The following is a 16,268-nucleotide window of genomic DNA, read 5'->3' as shown; positions in this document are numbered from 1 at the left end:
ATATTGTTATAATTAACTTGCCCGTTTAATAACAAAGGGAGAACAGAATTAAAATAATTATTTAAAGGTTTTGATTTAAAATAAAAATCTTTTTTTCATTATTAATTTCAATGTAACATTAAATATACTGAAAAAATATTTCTTTTTTAAGAAATACTCTAATGATTTTATTTTTATTAAAAATAAAGTAGGGTATAAAAGGGTTAACTTGTTTTAAGTATAAATAACCTAAATTTTTAATTTATGAAAAAATTTGCCCTATTTCCCGTCTATTTAATTTTTGTTGCTTTGCTTTTTATATCGTGTACGACAGATGATGTTACACCACCAGACAATACTACAAGCACTATCAACAAGACCTCATTGATGGCTAACTTGCTTACCCGTATGTCAGAACCGCCCACAGAGCCAACGGCTATAACCTGTGTGAGTATCAATTATCCAATTAATATTAATATTTTTAATGCTACAGGTCAACAAACAGGAACACAAACAATTAACAGTGAATTGGAACTGTTGCTCTTTATAGGTAATTTAGAAGCAGGTACAACCTTTTCAATTGCCTTTCCTATTTCGGTAACCCTTGAAAACGGTAGTACCGTGGAAATAAATAATTTGCAGGAACTGCAGGATATTATTTTAGCCTGTGATGCTTCAGGGGGTCAAGTACCTACAGATTTTGCTGATATTTTAACAGATGGAGTCTGGTATGTCAATTATTTCTTTGATGATGAGGATGAAACCTTTTTGTTTAACGGTTACCAATTCAGTTTTCAAGCAGATCAAACAGCACTTGCAGATAATGGTTCAACTCAAGTAAACGGAACCTGGGAATTAACAAGTAGTTCCACCCCTGATTTTGTTTTATTTTTTGGCTCAAACAGCCCGTTTGATGAATTGGATGACGATTGGGATATCATTGAAGTAACACCGCAAATCATCCGTTTAAAAGATGTGAGTGGCGGTGACGGAAGTGTTGAATTTTTAACCTTTGGAAGGACACCCACTACCGGTGGTGGTGGTGGATCAAACTCCTTTGTTGAAGATTTAACAACTGGAGACTGGTTTGTAAATCTTCTGGATGACGACGGCACCCTTGAAACATGTCATTATATTAACTATACATTCAATTTTGCCACAGACCAAACCGTTACAGCCACTAGTTCAGGGAATACTGTGAATGGTAGCTGGGAAGTACAGAACAGCAGCAGTGGTCTTGATCTGGTGCTTAATTTCCAGATTACCGGTGATGACGATCCCTTTGACGACTTAAATGATGACTGGGATGTTGTTGAGTTTAACACAAACTTGATTTCTTTACTGGACATAAGTGGAGGAGATGGCAGTACTGATATTCTCAAATTTGGCAGAACACCGGCTGAAAATTGTACAGGAGGTGCAAATCCTCAAGAACTCATCGATATCATGGTATCAGATTTCTGGTTTGTCGCAAACTATCTGGATGATGGTAACAACCAAACAGCTCCTTATTCGGGCTATACCGTTGATTTCATGGCAAATGGCTCTGTAACCGCAGACAATGGCAGTCAAACACTTACCGGAACCTGGGCGGTTACCATCAGTGGCGACGGAAGTGGACTGGATGTAGTACTTGATTTTGGTTCACAAGTGCCTTTTGATGAGTTTAATGACGATTGGGATGTTGAAGGCTTTACCAATATCTCCATCGAACTGAAAGATGTAAGTGGTGGCGACGGAAGTGTTGACACCTTACGTTTTGAAAAGTTATAACTAAACCTTGTTTACGTTTAAATTTAAACCGCCTTTTTTAGGCGGTTTTTTTATATGTTTGGAACTTTGGTTGCCTGCCAGTTTACTACCTGCCAGTTGTCATTGCGTTTTAAAAAGGTACCGCTGTTGTAGTAATATTGAACAGCTTCGCCGGTTGTGCCTTTCATTTTAAAAGCTACAACGGCCATATCGTCATAGACATTGATTTGAATTTCTTCTGCGGTATAGATGGTTTGTGGAGTATTTGAAACTTCAGTTTCATTCTCAAACCCGGCCATGATTTCGGCTTTGCCAAAACGGGTTCCATTTGAACTGGTGTAGATGAGGTCTTCTGCCCAGAAATTGTCATGGGTTTCTTTGTCATTGTTTGAAGCGCCTTCCATGAAGTTGTGGAGCATTTCAGTTAACTGTTCCCGATTATCAGAATCCTGACTTACAACAGATTGATATGAGAAAAGAAAGCTTACTATGAGTATAAGAAAAAACTTGTTCATTGAAATTGTTTTTTATTAAATGATTATTTAATTGGTATTGGTTTTTTAGAGCATCGAAATAATAAAGTAATACAATAAAACGATAAGTAGCACAATCAACCCGGCTGCCAAAAACCGCAGTGACTTTTGCACATATCTAAATTTCACATCTGCTATTTTTGAGACAATAAAAATCTGCTGACCCAGCTGGTGAAATAAACGATTTTCATCTTTGCTTATTTCAAAAAAGGTTTTTGAGTATTCATCTATATCTCCAAATTTTGAAATCACATCCCTGAAAAAGAAAATGTTTTTATCAAACCGTGCTTCAAACCTGGGAATAAAACATCGTACACTGTAATAAATAGAAAGCACTATACATAAAAACCAAAGGCCTAAAAGGATGTAAATAAAAATGTCATTGGGGAATTGTTTCAATAACAAGTTCACGCTTTGGTAAATAAAGTTTAATAGAATTCCATAAAAAGAAAGTATGAGTCCGGCCTTTAATTCTGAAGCCTTAATTAAATAAGCCACATAATTGATACTTCCCCAGTAATGATCTACAAGATCATCTGTGTGTTTGTTTTTGATGTGAACTTCTTCAATTTTCTTGGGTGGTTTAATTTTCTTTTCCATAGGGTCGAGCATTTAATTTATGAGTAAGTTTAATCAATAACCTCGTAAATTGTTGTCGCTACCTCTTTGTTTTTCAAAGTTATCGATCCAACTTCTTTGCAGTGGAAAGCCTCTTTAATTTTTAGATAGCATTTTTCACAAATAACAATCTGGTTGGGTTGTGCGGCATCCTGCATTCGGGCAGCGGTATTAACCGTATCTCCAATAACCGTATAATCCAACCGTTTTAAACTGGCAGAGCCAATATTTCCGGAAATCATTTCCCCACTTTTAATACCAATGGACACCTTGGGTTTAAAGTCTTTTAGTGATTCGGGTTTTGATAAACTGTTAATTTTATTGCGCACAGCCAAAGCCGCATCAATGGCCCGGTCTAAATGATAATCACCTCTAAAAACAGCCATCACGGCATCACCGATGAATTTATCGATAAATCCCTGCTGTTCAATAATTTCTGTAACCATCACGTCAAAATAATTGTTGATCATTTTTACCACGGTATCGGCTGGGGCAGTTTCACTTATTTTGGTAAAACCACATACATCTATAAACATCACTGTGCCTTCAATGGTTTCATTGGCCATAATTGTGGTTTCATAATCACGGCTTCCCATAAAGTTGAGTACGTTTTCGTCCACATACATTTTGAGGATATTATTTTCTTTTATGGCTTGTAGGGTTTTTTTGATTTGATTGGTGTACTTGATGGTTTTTTCAATTGTTATGTTTAAGTCCTCAAAATTGATGGGTTTGGTAATAAAGTCAAAAGCACCTCTGTTCATCGCAGTTCTTATATTGTCCATATCGCCATAAGCAGAAACAATCACCGACTTTAACAAGGGTTTTAACTCTGTTAGTTCTGATAAAAGGGTAAGGCCGTCCATTTCGGGCATATTGATATCACTCAAGACAATATCCACCTCAAATTCTTCTTTGAGTTTGCTCAAGGCATCTACACCATTGATGGCAAAGAAAAATTCATATTCCTTTTCCCGAATTTGCCTTCTGAATTTTTGTTTAATCAAGGTTTCCAGGTCTGTTTCGTCGTCAACTACAAGTATCTTTGTCATAAGGTAGTGTTTTTAAGTTTTTCTTTTAGAAGCCTAAAATCTAATGGTTTGGTCAAGAAATCGTCGGCGCCCAATTTTTTGGCGGTATTGAAATTATCTGCATCGCCATAGGCGGTTATCATCATCACCACAGGTGGTGGTTTGTGATAGGTGGTTTTGATTTTTTCCAGCAACTCCAGCCCGCTCATACCCGGCATATTAATGTCTGACAGAATCAACACTGCTTTTCGCTCGTTGGCATTTAAATATTGCAAGGCTTCCTCACCTGAAAAGGCAAAGTCAAAATCCATTTCGCCCGATTTTATTTCTTTTCTAAACCGTTGCTGAAACAAGGTTTTTACATCGTGTTCATCATCTACTACTAATATTTTCATATCACTGATTTTTTATGGTTTTTAAATTGGGAGACTAATAATAAATTCTGTTCCCTCATTTTGTTCTGTTTCAACTTTTAACTCGCCACCATGGCCTTTGGTTATGATGTCATAACTCATACTCAATCCCAGTCCGGTGCCCTTGCCGGTGGGCTTGGTGGTGAAAAATGGTTGGAAGATTTTATCCACAACAGGTTGTGGCATTCCGTTGCCGTTATCTTTAACTGTAATCTTTAAATATTTGCCAACAGTTTTGGTGCTTATTGAAACGCTTGGTTCGTAATCGGTTGGGTTTTGTTGTTTTTTCTCGTTCACTGCATAAAAGGCATTGGTTAACAGGTTAAGAACGACCCTGCCTAAATCCTGCGGGATTACATTTATTTTTTTCAGCTTGTCTTCAAAATCTGTTTTTAAAGTGGCGTTAAACGATTTGTCTTTAGCCCTTAGTCCGTGATAACTCAAGCGCAAGTATTCATCACAGAGCGCATTAATATCTGTGGGCTCTTTGGTGGCACTGCTGCTACGACTATGTTGTAGCATGCCTTTTACAATGCTATCGGCACGTTTGCCGTGGTGGTATATTTTTTCGAGGTTTTGTTTGATGTCTGCTGAAATGGCCTTGGCTTCTTCGGTATCGCCTTTATCTAGTTCTTGGTTCATTTCATCAATCAATTCATTATTCACTTCGCTAAAGTTGTTGACGAAGTTTAAGGGATTTTGAATCTCATGGGCAATACCGGCTGTGAGCTCTCCTAGCGAAGCCATTTTTTCTGATTGGATGAGTTGGGCTTGGGTCGCTTTTAGGTTCTCCAAAGATTGTCTTAACTCGTTGGTTTGTTCATCAACTTTCTTTTGTAAGCGTTCATTTTCTCGTTTCAATTCATCTTTGTGCCAAGTATCCCCTTCAGATTCTACACCAACCGAACCATGCCAATGAACCACTTTCCATTTTCCTGATTCAAAGAATAATACAGTAGAAATTCTTAATGGAAGTTCTGCCTTTACATTATTAAATGTATAACTCAAATCAATTTCTGCAACTATTACGGCACCTTTTTCGTCATTGAAATACTGCTTTTTAACAATGTCTAAACTATACTTGTAATCTTCTAAATGCTTTTTTTGTTCTTGACCTAGAAGACATAGCTCTTTCACCTGATCAATACCAAAAACGCTTTCTTCCGTGGTTGTACCATAGCCCATAATGTCTGGCGATGCGATGTCATCCAGCTGGTCCACAGGTGCGTCTTCCATAAAGCTGTCTGCCCAAAGTTTATAAGTGTCTAATAAATCTTTTTCTTTATTTTTATCCATTTTTGGTAGGTTTATATAGGTAAAAGTATGCTAAATATAGTTCCTTGTCCTTGTTTGGTATCAACTTTCAACTCGCCACCATGACCTTTGGTTATGATGTCATAACTCATACTTAATCCTAGTCCAGTACCTTGTCCTGTGGGTTTGGTAGTGAAAAAGGGTTGAAAGATCTTGTCCACAACTTCTTGTGGCATACCATTGCCATTATCGGTGACTTTTATTTCTAAGTTTTTGCCTTCAGTTTTTGTGATTAAAGTGACTGTGGGTTCATAGCCGGATGGATTTTGTTGTTTTTTCTCGTTCACTACATAAAAGGCATTGGTTAACAGGTTAAGTACGACCCTGCCTAAATCCTGCGGGATTACATTTATTTTTTTCAGCTTGTCTTCAAAATCTGTTTTTAAAGTGGCGTTAAACGATTTGTCTTTGGCCCTTAGTCCGTGATAACTCAATCGCAAGTATTCGTCACAGAGCGCATTAATATCTGTGGGTTCTTTGGTGGCACTGCTGCTGCGACTGTGTTGCAGCATACCTTTTACAATGCCATCTGCACGTTTGCCGTGGTGGTTAATTTTTATGAGATTTTGTTTTATGTTTGTTAATAGGGCTTTCACTTCTTCCATATCGCCTTTGGTCAATTCTTCGTCTATTTCGTCAATTAGCTCGTTGCTTACTTCAGAGAAATTATTAACGAAGTTAAGTGGGTTCTGAATTTCATGGGCAATGCCTGCCGTAAGTTCACCCAGTGACGCCATTTTTTCGGATTGGATGAGCTGAGATTGGGTAGCTTGAAGGTCAGAAAGTGTTACCTCTAATCTTTGTTTTTCGGCAAGGAGTGCAGCTGCTTGAGCTTCAGATTGGGCAAGATCGGTATACCGCTGATAGGCAAATGTAAACACGTTGCGAAAACGACTCAGGATTGATTTCTGATGTTCGGGCAACACACCGAAGTTTGAAATTCCAATGGCACCTTTACCGAAAGCATACAGGATATAAGACACACTATCGGTTTTGAGTAACCGGGGGTCATCTTTTTCTCCATTATTTCGTCGCATATCTATGAGGTCTTGTAGTTGCTGTCCTTCTAAGGCCAATTCAGAAAAACCATCGGTTGTTGCAATAATATCTTCCAGCTGTTCCTTTAAGGTAGGGTCATCTTTGTAGGACATTTGCGTTACCGTGCCGCCCATTTCGTGAGAATAATCAAAATCTGAAAAGGTTAAACCATCGCCATTATCTATATCAATAATTGAGTTGCGGATATTAGTAAAGCCTAAAGCCAACAACTGTTCATACAACGCCTGGGCAACCTCGAGCATATCATCAGATTTGTTTAAACCAAGCGCAACGGAACGAACTCTTTCCAGTGAAGCTTCAATTTTTGCTTCCATGGCTTGTGCTTCGGCGTTTGCCAGATCGGTATATCTTTTATAGGCGAATGTAAATACATTTCGAAAGCGTTTTAAAACCTTTTTTTGAGTATCACTCAAAATTCCGAAGTTGGAAATCCCAATGGCACCGTTTCCAAAGGAATAGAGGTTATAGGTAAGATGATCAGTTTTGTGTAATCGTGGATCATCTTTTTCGCCATTTCTTAGTCGCGTCTCAATGAGTTCTTCCAGCTCTTTTCCTTTCAGTTCAATTTCAAAAAAGGCGTCATTACTGGATTGCACCTTTTTGATTTGTTGTTCAATAACAGGATCGCCATAGAATGAAAACTCTGTAACAGCGCTTGACATATCGTGGGAATAGTCGTAGTCTAAAAAGGTTTCATTATTGTCGTTATGAATATCGATAATGGCGTTGCGAATATCGGTAAACCCCAGTTCCAATAATTGCTCGTATAGAACTTGAGCAATTTCCAGCATATCATCAGAGTTTTTAAGGGAGAGTGCTACTGATCTCACTTTTTCAAGTGCCGCTTCAATTTTTGCTTCCTGTGCTTGTGCTTCGGCTTTTTTAAGATCTTCAAAGCGTTTATAAGCCAAATCGAAGGCAGCTCCCATTTTTGTGAGAATGGTTTCCATTTCATCTGAAGGTGGGTTTAATAAGTCGATGACCAATTTGCCATTATTTAGTTTTTTTACAGCATGGTGTAAACGTTTTAATTGTGCTTTTTCAATATGATCTTCAACTTCATCTGCAATCTCATTTTTATGTTGCTCACGTAACCATACCATGAGTCTTTTAAAGTCTTTTTCATCTTGTAACTCAACGAAATAATTTTCAGGATTTTCCCAAACACGTTTTACATATAAATGTGGATCTGATTTTTTGAGTTTAAAAGTGATATCAAATGGTACTTCAGAATAATTGTCGTCTAGTTCTAAGGAAGACAGGTCCCACATTCTCACCTTATCATCTTCTTCATTTAGGAAAATGGTAGATGCTACCACATCTGGAATGTCTAAACCCATCACTTCGTCCTTAAGTTTGGCAACCACTTCCAAAATTTCTTCAGACTTGTGCATGGCCAAGGCTTTGGCTCGTACGCGCTCGACGGCAAGATTTATTTGTGCCTCTCTTGTTTGCGCTTCTGCATTCTTAAGATCTAAAAAGCGTGTATAGGCTTGTTCAAATACTTTTGCAAATCGCGGTAGGATTTCAAGCGATTCAAAGGGTTGCAAGGCAGATACCAATATATACCCATTTTTGAAAGACGCACCATAATCAATTTCCCAGGCTGGCGCTTCGGGCATTGGTGTGTTGTTCGATTCCAAATCTTTTAAGACTTTTTGTGCTGATGGTAAGTTGAAAATAGCATCAAAATGTTCCTTTATAAAATGCTCCGGAATTTCTACAGAAAACAGCTCTGTTCCTTTTTTCCATTCATCATAACGGTATTGATGAATATAATCCAGGTCAACAGGGACTATAAAAGGCGTCATCATACCAGCACCCGGAATACTATGCCATTGTTCTACATGTCCTTCATGTTTATCGCAAAAAACAATTCCAGTAGCAAATAAATCGCCATCAAAACGTCTTAATTGGTTGAACATCTCAGTAGTAACAGCACTAAAATCGGTACTCGATTGCATCCCCATAGATTGGGATCTTACGCGCTCTAATGCCGCTTCTATTTGTGCTTCTTTGGCTTGTGCTTCTGCTTTTTGAAGATCGAGGAAGCGGGTATAGGTTTGCTCGAATATTTTGGTAAATCTGGCCAGTAATAACTCTTCTTCTTTCTTTAATAGTGAGCCTGTTACCAAATGCAGGTATCCATGTGAAAAATTAAAGCAATAAAAAACGGTCGGGTCAGGAAACTGGCTTCGAACCATTTCTTCCGCCTCTTTGGAATTAAAAGTGGTTATGGCATATTCAAGATGGTTGCTTCGTATCTGACCGGCTACCGATTGGTGAAAGACTGTTTGTTGGTTTTTCCAAGCGGCATAACGTTCGTCAAACGTTTCGTCTCCTGTTAATGGAAGATGAAACAAACCCAAGGTATCTCCACCGGGAGAGGTCACCCAGGTATGTTGTCTCTGAATCTCTTCATTTACCTCAACGTAACCGCAGGTCACAAAATTGGTAACCCCCAAAGCAATGAGCTCTTTGTACAAAAGGACAGCAACCTCTTGTAATTCTTCGCCCTTTTGCATTGCCATGGTTCTACTTCTGATTTTCTCCAATGCCGTTTCAATCTGTGCTTCTCGTGCTTGTGCTTCGGCTTTTTTAAGATCGAGGAAGCGGGTATAGGCTCTTTCAAACTCAATCGAAAATCGCTTTAAAATATTCTTCTCTTCATCAGAGAGTGTGCGCCGAATGTTGATCCCAAAACAGCCGTAACGCATGTAGGCTTCTGAATAATAAATGCCTTGCGGGAAGAATTTAGCTTTGAGTTTTTGAGCGCCTTGCAAAAGCTCCTGCCAAACATCAAAAAACCCGACAATATCTGAAGGGGGGATAAATACTTCCGGAATCACATCCGGATTGGCCCAGGCCGCAAAGCAAGCGGCCGTGTAAGGTTCCGACTTATCTAATGGATAAGTGACTTGTTTGTTTTTTAGTGTGGTTTTGCCTTTTTTATTTTCAGACCAACTGGCCCAAAACTGATGAGAATTTGTTGATTCATCCGGCAGCCATACATAAGAGAATTCAGTGGGGATGTCTAAGGAAAGCAATTGCTCGTGAAAAACATTTGAAATGGATTTTATTTCATCTGCATGCTGCATCAGCATGCTTTGGGTTCGCGTGCGCTCCAAAGCTGCTTCAATCTTTGCTTCCCTTGCTTGCGCTTCTGCTTTTTGAAGATCGAGGAAGCGGGTAAAGGCTTGCTGAAATACTTTTCCGAAGCGCATTAAAATAGCATTCTCCTCGTCAGAAAATGGATTGCCGTTATAGTTTTCTATATATAATCCGACAGTATCTAAAAGTACCGTTGAGATGGCCAAGCCTTCAAAACCAAAATAGGTGGTTTTGGTTTCTTCAGGTAAATCCGGGATAAACTGAAACAGGTCTTTATAAAATTTATTTTTTTCTTCAAAGTCTAATTGATTGGTAAAGAAATTTCCTCCTGTTTTCTTGGCTTCAATAAAGTTATTCCAATGCGCACAATCAAAATAGGGCAATACAATCTTTGGAAATACAGCATTATGGTCAGCTAACCAAATTTGCATGTCCTCATTTTCTTTATAATCTAATATAAAACCGGCATGGTCAATAGTGACCTGCAATTGCACGAATTGGTCATAAACGACTTGAATGACCTCTTTGAGTTCATCACTTTTATGCATAGCCATGCTTCTGCTACGTATTTTTTCAAGTGCTAATTCTATTTGGGTTTCTCTGGCTTGTTTTTCGGCTTTTTGAAGATCTAGAAAACGACGATGTGCCAGATCGAATGCCCCAGCAAACTTGACTAATATATCGATGTCTTCCTTATGAGGATTTTCTATAATACCTTGTAAACTATAGCCTATTTCTCCATGTGTGGTTCGCGCCATAATAAAGGTGAGACCACCAATATGTCTAATATCATCGTGTGATGGTGCTTGAGGATCTATATTTTGAAAATCACCCAAAGCAACCATTTTATCCACATAAGCAATGGCTTCCTCTGTATTCATTGGATACACCACCGTTGGTGTTTTGCTTTTTTCCCAATTGGCTAACAAAGGGATGTCACCATGAATATGTCGCGGTAGTTTCATGACAAAACCAATTTTACTGCCATCACCGGAGGTCATTGCTTTTTCATAAGTTTCAGGTAGCCACATCATGTGCCAGAAATAATGCGCCTCATGACCGAGTTTAATAAACTCATTGCGCATGGTAACAACGATATCGAGTAGGTCTGAGGATGTTTTCATGGCGACGGCTTGTGCTCGTATCCGTTCTAAGGCACCTTCTATTTTTAACTCTCGATTTTTTTGTTCGAGTTCAATGGTGCGACGTTGTATAGCTTCTCTAAGCTCTTGGTTTTCTTCATTTATCTTGTCGTAACCTATGGTTTCACCTTCTGCTGTTTTTGGGTCTGGAATCGAGAAATGCTGATAGATAAAACGCCAACCGTCTTTGTTTTTTCTTAGAATACTGGAAAAACGGAATCTGCTATAAAAATTCCATTCCTTTTCATGAAGAAACCAACCATCAAGAACATGTGTAATAAAAATAAGGTCACAAAATTGTTCTATAAATTTTGATTCATTTCGTATTTCAGTTTTACCGGCAAATTGATCTCCTGTTTCTGCGAAAAATTCCGTGGTATCCTTTCGGTTTAAAAATTCTTCTTTAGTTGCAGAACCAATAAAATGATATTCATCATCTAAAAATGAATTATAAGTTTCAACATCACCATTAAGATAGCTGTTTAACCAAGCATCATAGACTTGCCAAATTTCTTTTTCTTGTTTTTTGGTTAGTTTCATACGGCTTTGTTTGTTGGTAATGAAATGATAAATTCTGTACCTGCCTTGCCTGCAGGCAAGCCCTCATTTTGCTTGGTTTCAACATTGATAATTCCACCATGGGCTTTTATAATATCGTAACTTAATGAAAGTCCCAATCCCGTGCCTTGCCCCGTGGGTTTGGTGGTGAAAAAAGGTTGAAATATTTTGTCGACGATGGCTTGAGGAATACCGTTGCCGTTGTCTTCAACAGTAATCAATACGTTATTGTTTGATTTTTTGGTTGATACTGATACTGTGGGTTCATAATTTTCGGGTTGATGTAACTTTTTTTCGCTCACAGCACTTCGACTCCGCTCAGTACAGGCATAAAACGCATTGGTGATCAAATTAAGAATGACTCTCCCAATATCTTGTGGAATAACTTCTATTTTTTCCAGTGACTCATCAAAACTGGTGTTTAAGGTTGCGTTGAACGATTTGTCTTTGGCTCTGAGTCCGTGGTAAGCGAGTCGCAGGTATTCGTCTGTCAATTTATTAATGTCAGTTAATTCTTTTTCACCACTACTGCTGCGGCTGTGTTGCAGCATTCCTTTTACGATGCCGTCGGCACGTTTGCCGTGGTGGTTTATTTTTTCTAAATTCTCAATCACATCTTTGGCAATGGCGTTGACTTCTTCGGTATCACCATTTTTTAGTTCCTCCAACATTTCCTCAAGAAGTTCTTTGCTCACTTCACTGAAATTATTGACGAAGTTTAACGGATTTTGAATTTCGTGGGCGATACCGGCGGTGAGTTCTCCTAAACTCGCCATTTTTTCAGATTGTATGAGTTGGTTTTGGGTAGCTTTCAGTTCTGTAAGTGAATTATTCAGGGCCTGATTGGTTTCTTCAATGGATTTTCGTTTTTGCTCGAGCTCTTCAATGGTTTCTTCCAGAAGGATGGCAGTGGTGCGTTTCACTTTTTCGGTGCGCTCCAGTTTGAATAGGGCAATAGCCAATTCGTTTTCAGCATTTTTTATTGATTTAAGTAATGCTGCTTTTTCATCTTCAGAAAGGTGGTTAGCACTTTCGATAAATTCTAAAATATGTTTTAAGTGTTGATTCATTCTTTTTCTTTTAATGCTACCCAACAACATGCACCGGAATGAAAATTTTGTTTGCCATTTAATGCGCGACCAAACTCACCATAGGTAAAAAAACCTGCCATTGGTGTTTGCCATGTTTTGGCAATACCTTCGTTTTCATTTGTTACCATTGGCCCTAGAATTGGCTCTCTTCCTGCACATGAAAAAATCAACAGGGCATCTGCTCCTTCATTAGTACCTTGTTTTAATTGAGTTGCCTTTTCAATAACTTCTTCAACAATATCAAAATCTGGTGGATAGGTAAACCAAAATTTGGTACCCTCAGGCATTGGTAAGTCCATAACCAATGCTTTTACTTGATCATCAATTTTCATTGGTGATTTTAGAAGGGTTTCGTTTTCGTCTCTTTTAACAATAAATGGGTATTCAAAAGATAATTCTTCAAATATATTATAATTGTTTTGGGTGATTTTATCTTCTTTACCAAGATATTTCAGGTACAATTCCACTGCAGATTTTCCATCAATTTCATACAGTAAATTGTTTATGCTTTTAGTGACTGTTCTTGTAATTCCTAATGGTTTCCAGCCTGTTATAGCCATTCCCGTTAAATTGATTTTTTCTCCATTCAAAACTAAAGCTACAACACCATTATCTGTTTCTTTGTTATTTGTAAACACAAAGCTACTATTCAATACCCAGTCGTCTCCGGCCATGCCTCCAAAAAATAATTTCTCTGTTCCTAGACTATGTTTTAAAAGCGTTACCATTTCCTCACCTTTAAAAAATTCACCTTGTTTATTAACACCTGTACTACAAACAATTAGTGATGGATTTGTAAATTGTTTTAATGCAGATTTGGCCAAATTTGGAACGGATTCTTCTAAACTTCGATTTCTTATATCTTCAAAAACAATGGTATAATTCTCTTTTGATAATTCTAAAAGTAAAATTGCAATTTCTCCCACTGATTGATGGCCATCCACAAACTCGCCGCAGGAAGTAGCTCCAAAAACATTGATATGGTTATCATTTAAAAATTCACAAATGGCCTTTCTGTCTTGTTTTACCGAAATAAATACTATAGCTAAAGTTGGTTTAAAACCATCTAAAAGGCTATTTTGCAATGATTGTTTAATATCTTGTAAAGATTTTCCGTGTATAGATTTTGCTTTCATAATTAATTTTATTTCTCTTTCAATGCTACTACACAGCAAGTATTGTTATGGAATTCATGTTGTCCGCCTTTTGCTTTGCCATATTCGCCATAGGTAAAAAAACCTACGAGTGGCGCGTTCCAAACTTCTTTTACTCTTTTGATTTCTTCGCTGGTCATCACACCGAATGACAAATATCTGCTGATGCATGAAAACATAATGACGGCATCGGCTTCCTGAAGCTGTTCACTTTTAACTTCATTGCATTCTTCAACAACAGTATCTATCACATCAAAGTCAGGCGGCAATGAAAAACGAACTTTTGAACCCTGAGGAACATTCCCGGCGCATATTAGTGAACGGTTTTCAATATTCCCCATCTGTGCGGTTCTCATTACTGGTGGCGCACCTTCTCTTTCCAATTGTAGTGGATAATAACCACCAAGATCAAAGACAGTGTTGTTGAATTTTTTGTCCAGATTGAGACCCAAATATTTAGCGACCAGATCCAGTGCGGGCTTATCATCGATGGTGTAAACAACATTTCCCTCACTTTTGGTTACGGTTTTTGTGATTCCAATGGGTTTCCAACCACAAGTCGCGACCCCAGATACTTCCACTTTATCCTGGTCTAAAATTAGTGCCACCAATCCGGTGACACTACTTTTTCCATGTGTGAACGCTTTGGGTCCCGTTAAGGTAAGGTCGTCACCCGCCATCCCGCCAAAAATGGTAGCACCGCCTCCGAAACCATTTTCAATGCCATTGATTACTTCTTCACCATCTATCTCATTGCTCCATCCTGATGCAATGATAAAAGCAGCATTTGCAAAGGTCTTTTTTCCCTCTACACCCAGCTGTTTTGCAATTTCAAATTCAGAATGTTCTCCGGCTTCCAGAAACATTATTTTGAAATAGGATGGATTTATATCAAGTAGCATAATTACGATACTTTCATCTTCAATTTCGCTATCAATAAATTCACCGGCAGAGGTAGCACCAAAAATCTGAATCCCTTCATCATTTAATAATTCACACACAGCATTAATATCCTTCTTAAAGGACATAAAGACAATTGCCAATGTTGGTTTAAAATCATCATCAATGCTTTTTGCCAAAGCAGTTTTGATGTCTTCAGGAGATTCTTCCTTTATGGTTTTAGCTTTCATAGAAATTGATATTATTTAAAAAAATGCAATTGATAAAATGACTTTGAACTATTTCTTTTGGGGAGTATGTTAAAGTTATGGAATTAATTTATAGAATATTACTGCGTTGGATAAAGCCGCTTTAAAACTTTCCGAAGCGGGGGAAATCTTTTTCAGAGCAATCGATTATCTGTTTATTGAATCAAATTTTTCACTGCTTTTCACCGAGAGCAAATTTAAAATTCTTGCATATTTTAGCTTGCAACTTATGTTATGCGCGAGACGTTAAAATGTCTAAAAACCTCAAGATGAGAATTAAATATTCGGGTAGCCATCCACTAAATTTTCATATATTCGATTCTCAAGAACCAAAATTTAGTTTTAGGACTGACTGATTTTGGACACTATATGCAATAGACCACTATTTACTTTTTAATGAAAATTCAAAAAATACTGTATAAGCCACATCCTTTTATTTTTAATCGGTACAGTGTTTTGTTGCCTTCAATGATCACTTTTTTAATTTTAGTGATTCTCAAGCCTTTTGAATTTGATACTTTTCATACAAATCAGTTGATTCTTTGGAGTGTCTTTTTTGCTGTATTTGTTGGTATAACTGTCTTTTTTTGTGTTTCTGTAATAAAAAGATATTTTCTCAAAACCATTGAAGAAAACTGGACTGTTAAGAAAGAAATTTTACTTATTCTTTTTGTTTTAACAGTGATTTCATTAGTGCTATTTGTGCTTTTTTTAAATCTTAACCCTCAAGCCGACAGATTTGAATTATTTCAGCTGGTTGTTTTGAGAACAGTAGCAATTAGCTTCTTTCCTGTTCTTATATTGGTGCTTTATGAGCAAAGTCAACATCAAAAAATAAAAAGGAGACAAGCGGAGCGATTGAATCAAGAACTACTCCAAAGAAAATCTCCATCACCTCAAAAAAAACGGAACACTACTTTACCGGATAAAATAGTATTGGTGGCAGAAAACAATAAAATTGCCTTGCAGGTGACCCCCATAGACGTGTGCTTTATAAAGTCTGAAGGTAATTATGTTGAGGTGTTTTATTATCAAAACCAAAAAATACAAAAAGAACTCATAAGAAATAGCCTGAAAACGATTGAAGAACAAGTAGCTGATTTTGATTTTTTTAGGTGCCACAACCGTTTCTTAGTAAGCCTGCATCATATTCAAAAAGTAGAAGGGAATGCCCGAAATTTTGAACTTATTTTAGAAAATATTGAAGAAAAAATCCCGGTCTCTCGCTCCAAATCTGAGAGGCTGCTTCAACTTCTTCAGCTAAATAGTTAACTAGAAGCTGCTACATATTCCCGTTTGTCACAAATAAGTGACCATTCTTCCCAAAAGGTGATTTCAGCCTGTAATTTAGTAGATTTTAATTCA

General features: G+C 37.6%; 11 protein-coding genes. 2 read left to right on the top strand and 9 right to left on the bottom strand.

Annotated elements, in window-relative coordinates; translation table 11 throughout:
• Positions 1-243 precede the first annotated feature (243 nt).
• Positions 244-1,752 (top strand): hypothetical protein, encoded by a 1,509-nt coding sequence (locus tag IEV69_RS13320; RefSeq protein WP_188443263.1) that lies wholly within the window; start codon positions 244-246, stop codon positions 1,750-1,752.
• Between the two features lie 50 nt (positions 1,753-1,802).
• On the opposite strand, the gene IEV69_RS13315 is transcribed toward IEV69_RS13320, so the two are convergent.
• The 9 genes from IEV69_RS13315 to IEV69_RS13275 are packed head-to-tail and all read right to left on the bottom strand — an operon-like array spanning position 1,803 to position 14,885.
• Positions 1,803-2,246: a nuclear transport factor 2 family protein gene (locus IEV69_RS13315; RefSeq protein ID WP_188443262.1), complete on the bottom strand. Its 444-nt coding sequence runs from the start codon at positions 2,244-2,246 to the stop codon at positions 1,803-1,805.
• A gap of 45 nt (positions 2,247-2,291) precedes the next feature.
• Positions 2,292-2,864, bottom strand: coding sequence for a Pycsar system effector family protein (locus tag IEV69_RS13310; protein ID WP_188443260.1), 573 nt, complete (start codon positions 2,862-2,864; stop codon positions 2,292-2,294).
• Positions 2,865-2,893: 29 nt separating this feature from the next.
• The gene (locus IEV69_RS13305) at positions 2,894-3,934 is read right to left on the bottom strand and encodes an adenylate/guanylate cyclase domain-containing response regulator (protein ID WP_188443257.1); all 1,041 of its coding nucleotides are present in this window, start codon (positions 3,932-3,934) and stop codon (positions 2,894-2,896) included.
• Entirely contained in the window at positions 3,931-4,308 is a 378-nt protein-coding gene (locus tag IEV69_RS13300; protein WP_188443255.1) for a response regulator, read from the bottom strand. The genes IEV69_RS13305 and IEV69_RS13300 overlap by 4 nt, the downstream gene beginning before the upstream one ends.
• A 21-nt stretch (positions 4,309-4,329) precedes the next feature.
• The gene (locus IEV69_RS13295; RefSeq protein ID WP_188443253.1) at positions 4,330-5,622 is read right to left on the bottom strand and encodes an ATP-binding protein; all 1,293 of its coding nucleotides are present in this window, start codon (positions 5,620-5,622) and stop codon (positions 4,330-4,332) included.
• 11 nt (positions 5,623-5,633) lie between these two features.
• The gene (locus tag IEV69_RS13290) at positions 5,634-11,492 is read right to left on the bottom strand and encodes an ATP-binding protein (protein WP_188443251.1); all 5,859 of its coding nucleotides are present in this window, start codon (positions 11,490-11,492) and stop codon (positions 5,634-5,636) included.
• The gene (locus IEV69_RS13285; RefSeq protein ID WP_188443249.1) at positions 11,489-12,580 is read right to left on the bottom strand and encodes a sensor histidine kinase; all 1,092 of its coding nucleotides are present in this window, start codon (positions 12,578-12,580) and stop codon (positions 11,489-11,491) included. Before IEV69_RS13285 ends, IEV69_RS13290 begins: the two co-directional genes overlap by 4 nt.
• Positions 12,577-13,737 carry an FIST signal transduction protein gene (locus IEV69_RS13280; RefSeq protein WP_188443247.1) on the bottom strand — a complete coding sequence of 387 codons (1,161 nt, stop codon included), beginning with the start codon at positions 13,735-13,737 and terminating at the stop codon, positions 12,577-12,579. Before IEV69_RS13280 ends, IEV69_RS13285 begins: the two co-directional genes overlap by 4 nt.
• An 8-nt stretch (positions 13,738-13,745) precedes the next feature.
• Positions 13,746-14,885, bottom strand: a complete 1,140-nt coding sequence (locus IEV69_RS13275) for an FIST signal transduction protein (RefSeq protein WP_188443245.1) — start codon at positions 14,883-14,885, stop codon at positions 13,746-13,748.
• Between the two features lie 414 nt (positions 14,886-15,299).
• On the opposite strand from IEV69_RS13275, the gene IEV69_RS13270 reads away from it, so the two are divergent.
• Positions 15,300-16,175 carry a LytR/AlgR family response regulator transcription factor gene (locus IEV69_RS13270; RefSeq protein ID WP_188443243.1) on the top strand — a complete coding sequence of 292 codons (876 nt, stop codon included), beginning with the start codon at positions 15,300-15,302 and terminating at the stop codon, positions 16,173-16,175.
• The last annotated feature ends 93 nt before the right edge of the window (positions 16,176-16,268 follow it).

The organism is Planktosalinus lacus (assembly GCF_014640155.1).
GTDB classification, from domain to species: domain Bacteria; phylum Bacteroidota; class Bacteroidia; order Flavobacteriales; family Flavobacteriaceae; genus Planktosalinus; species Planktosalinus lacus.
The sequence above is the reverse complement of the archived record's forward strand: the minus strand, read 5'-3'. Positions and strand labels throughout refer to the sequence as shown.

Coding starts and splice junctions, on each gene's coding strand:
- IEV69_RS13310 (WP_188443260.1), bottom strand. CDS start 2,864: ATGGAAAAGAAAATTAAACCACCCAAGAAAATTGAAGAAGTTCACATC.
- IEV69_RS13320 (WP_188443263.1), top strand. CDS start 244: ATGAAAAAATTTGCCCTATTTCCCGTCTATTTAATTTTTGTTGCTTTG.
- IEV69_RS13300 (WP_188443255.1), bottom strand. CDS start 4,308: ATGAAAATATTAGTAGTAGATGATGAACACGATGTAAAAACCTTGTTT.
- IEV69_RS13295 (WP_188443253.1), bottom strand. CDS start 5,622: ATGGATAAAAATAAAGAAAAAGATTTATTAGACACTTATAAACTTTGG.
- IEV69_RS13275 (WP_188443245.1), bottom strand. CDS start 14,885: ATGAAAGCTAAAACCATAAAGGAAGAATCTCCTGAAGACATCAAAACT.
- IEV69_RS13285 (WP_188443249.1), bottom strand. CDS start 12,580: ATGAATCAACACTTAAAACATATTTTAGAATTTATCGAAAGTGCTAAC.
- IEV69_RS13315 (WP_188443262.1), bottom strand. CDS start 2,246: ATGAACAAGTTTTTTCTTATACTCATAGTAAGCTTTCTTTTCTCATAT.
- IEV69_RS13290 (WP_188443251.1), bottom strand. CDS start 11,492: ATGAAACTAACCAAAAAACAAGAAAAAGAAATTTGGCAAGTCTATGAT.
- IEV69_RS13270 (WP_188443243.1), top strand. CDS start 15,300: ATGAAAATTCAAAAAATACTGTATAAGCCACATCCTTTTATTTTTAAT.
- IEV69_RS13305 (WP_188443257.1), bottom strand. CDS start 3,934: ATGACAAAGATACTTGTAGTTGACGACGAAACAGACCTGGAAACCTTG.
- IEV69_RS13280 (WP_188443247.1), bottom strand. CDS start 13,737: ATGAAAGCAAAATCTATACACGGAAAATCTTTACAAGATATTAAACAA.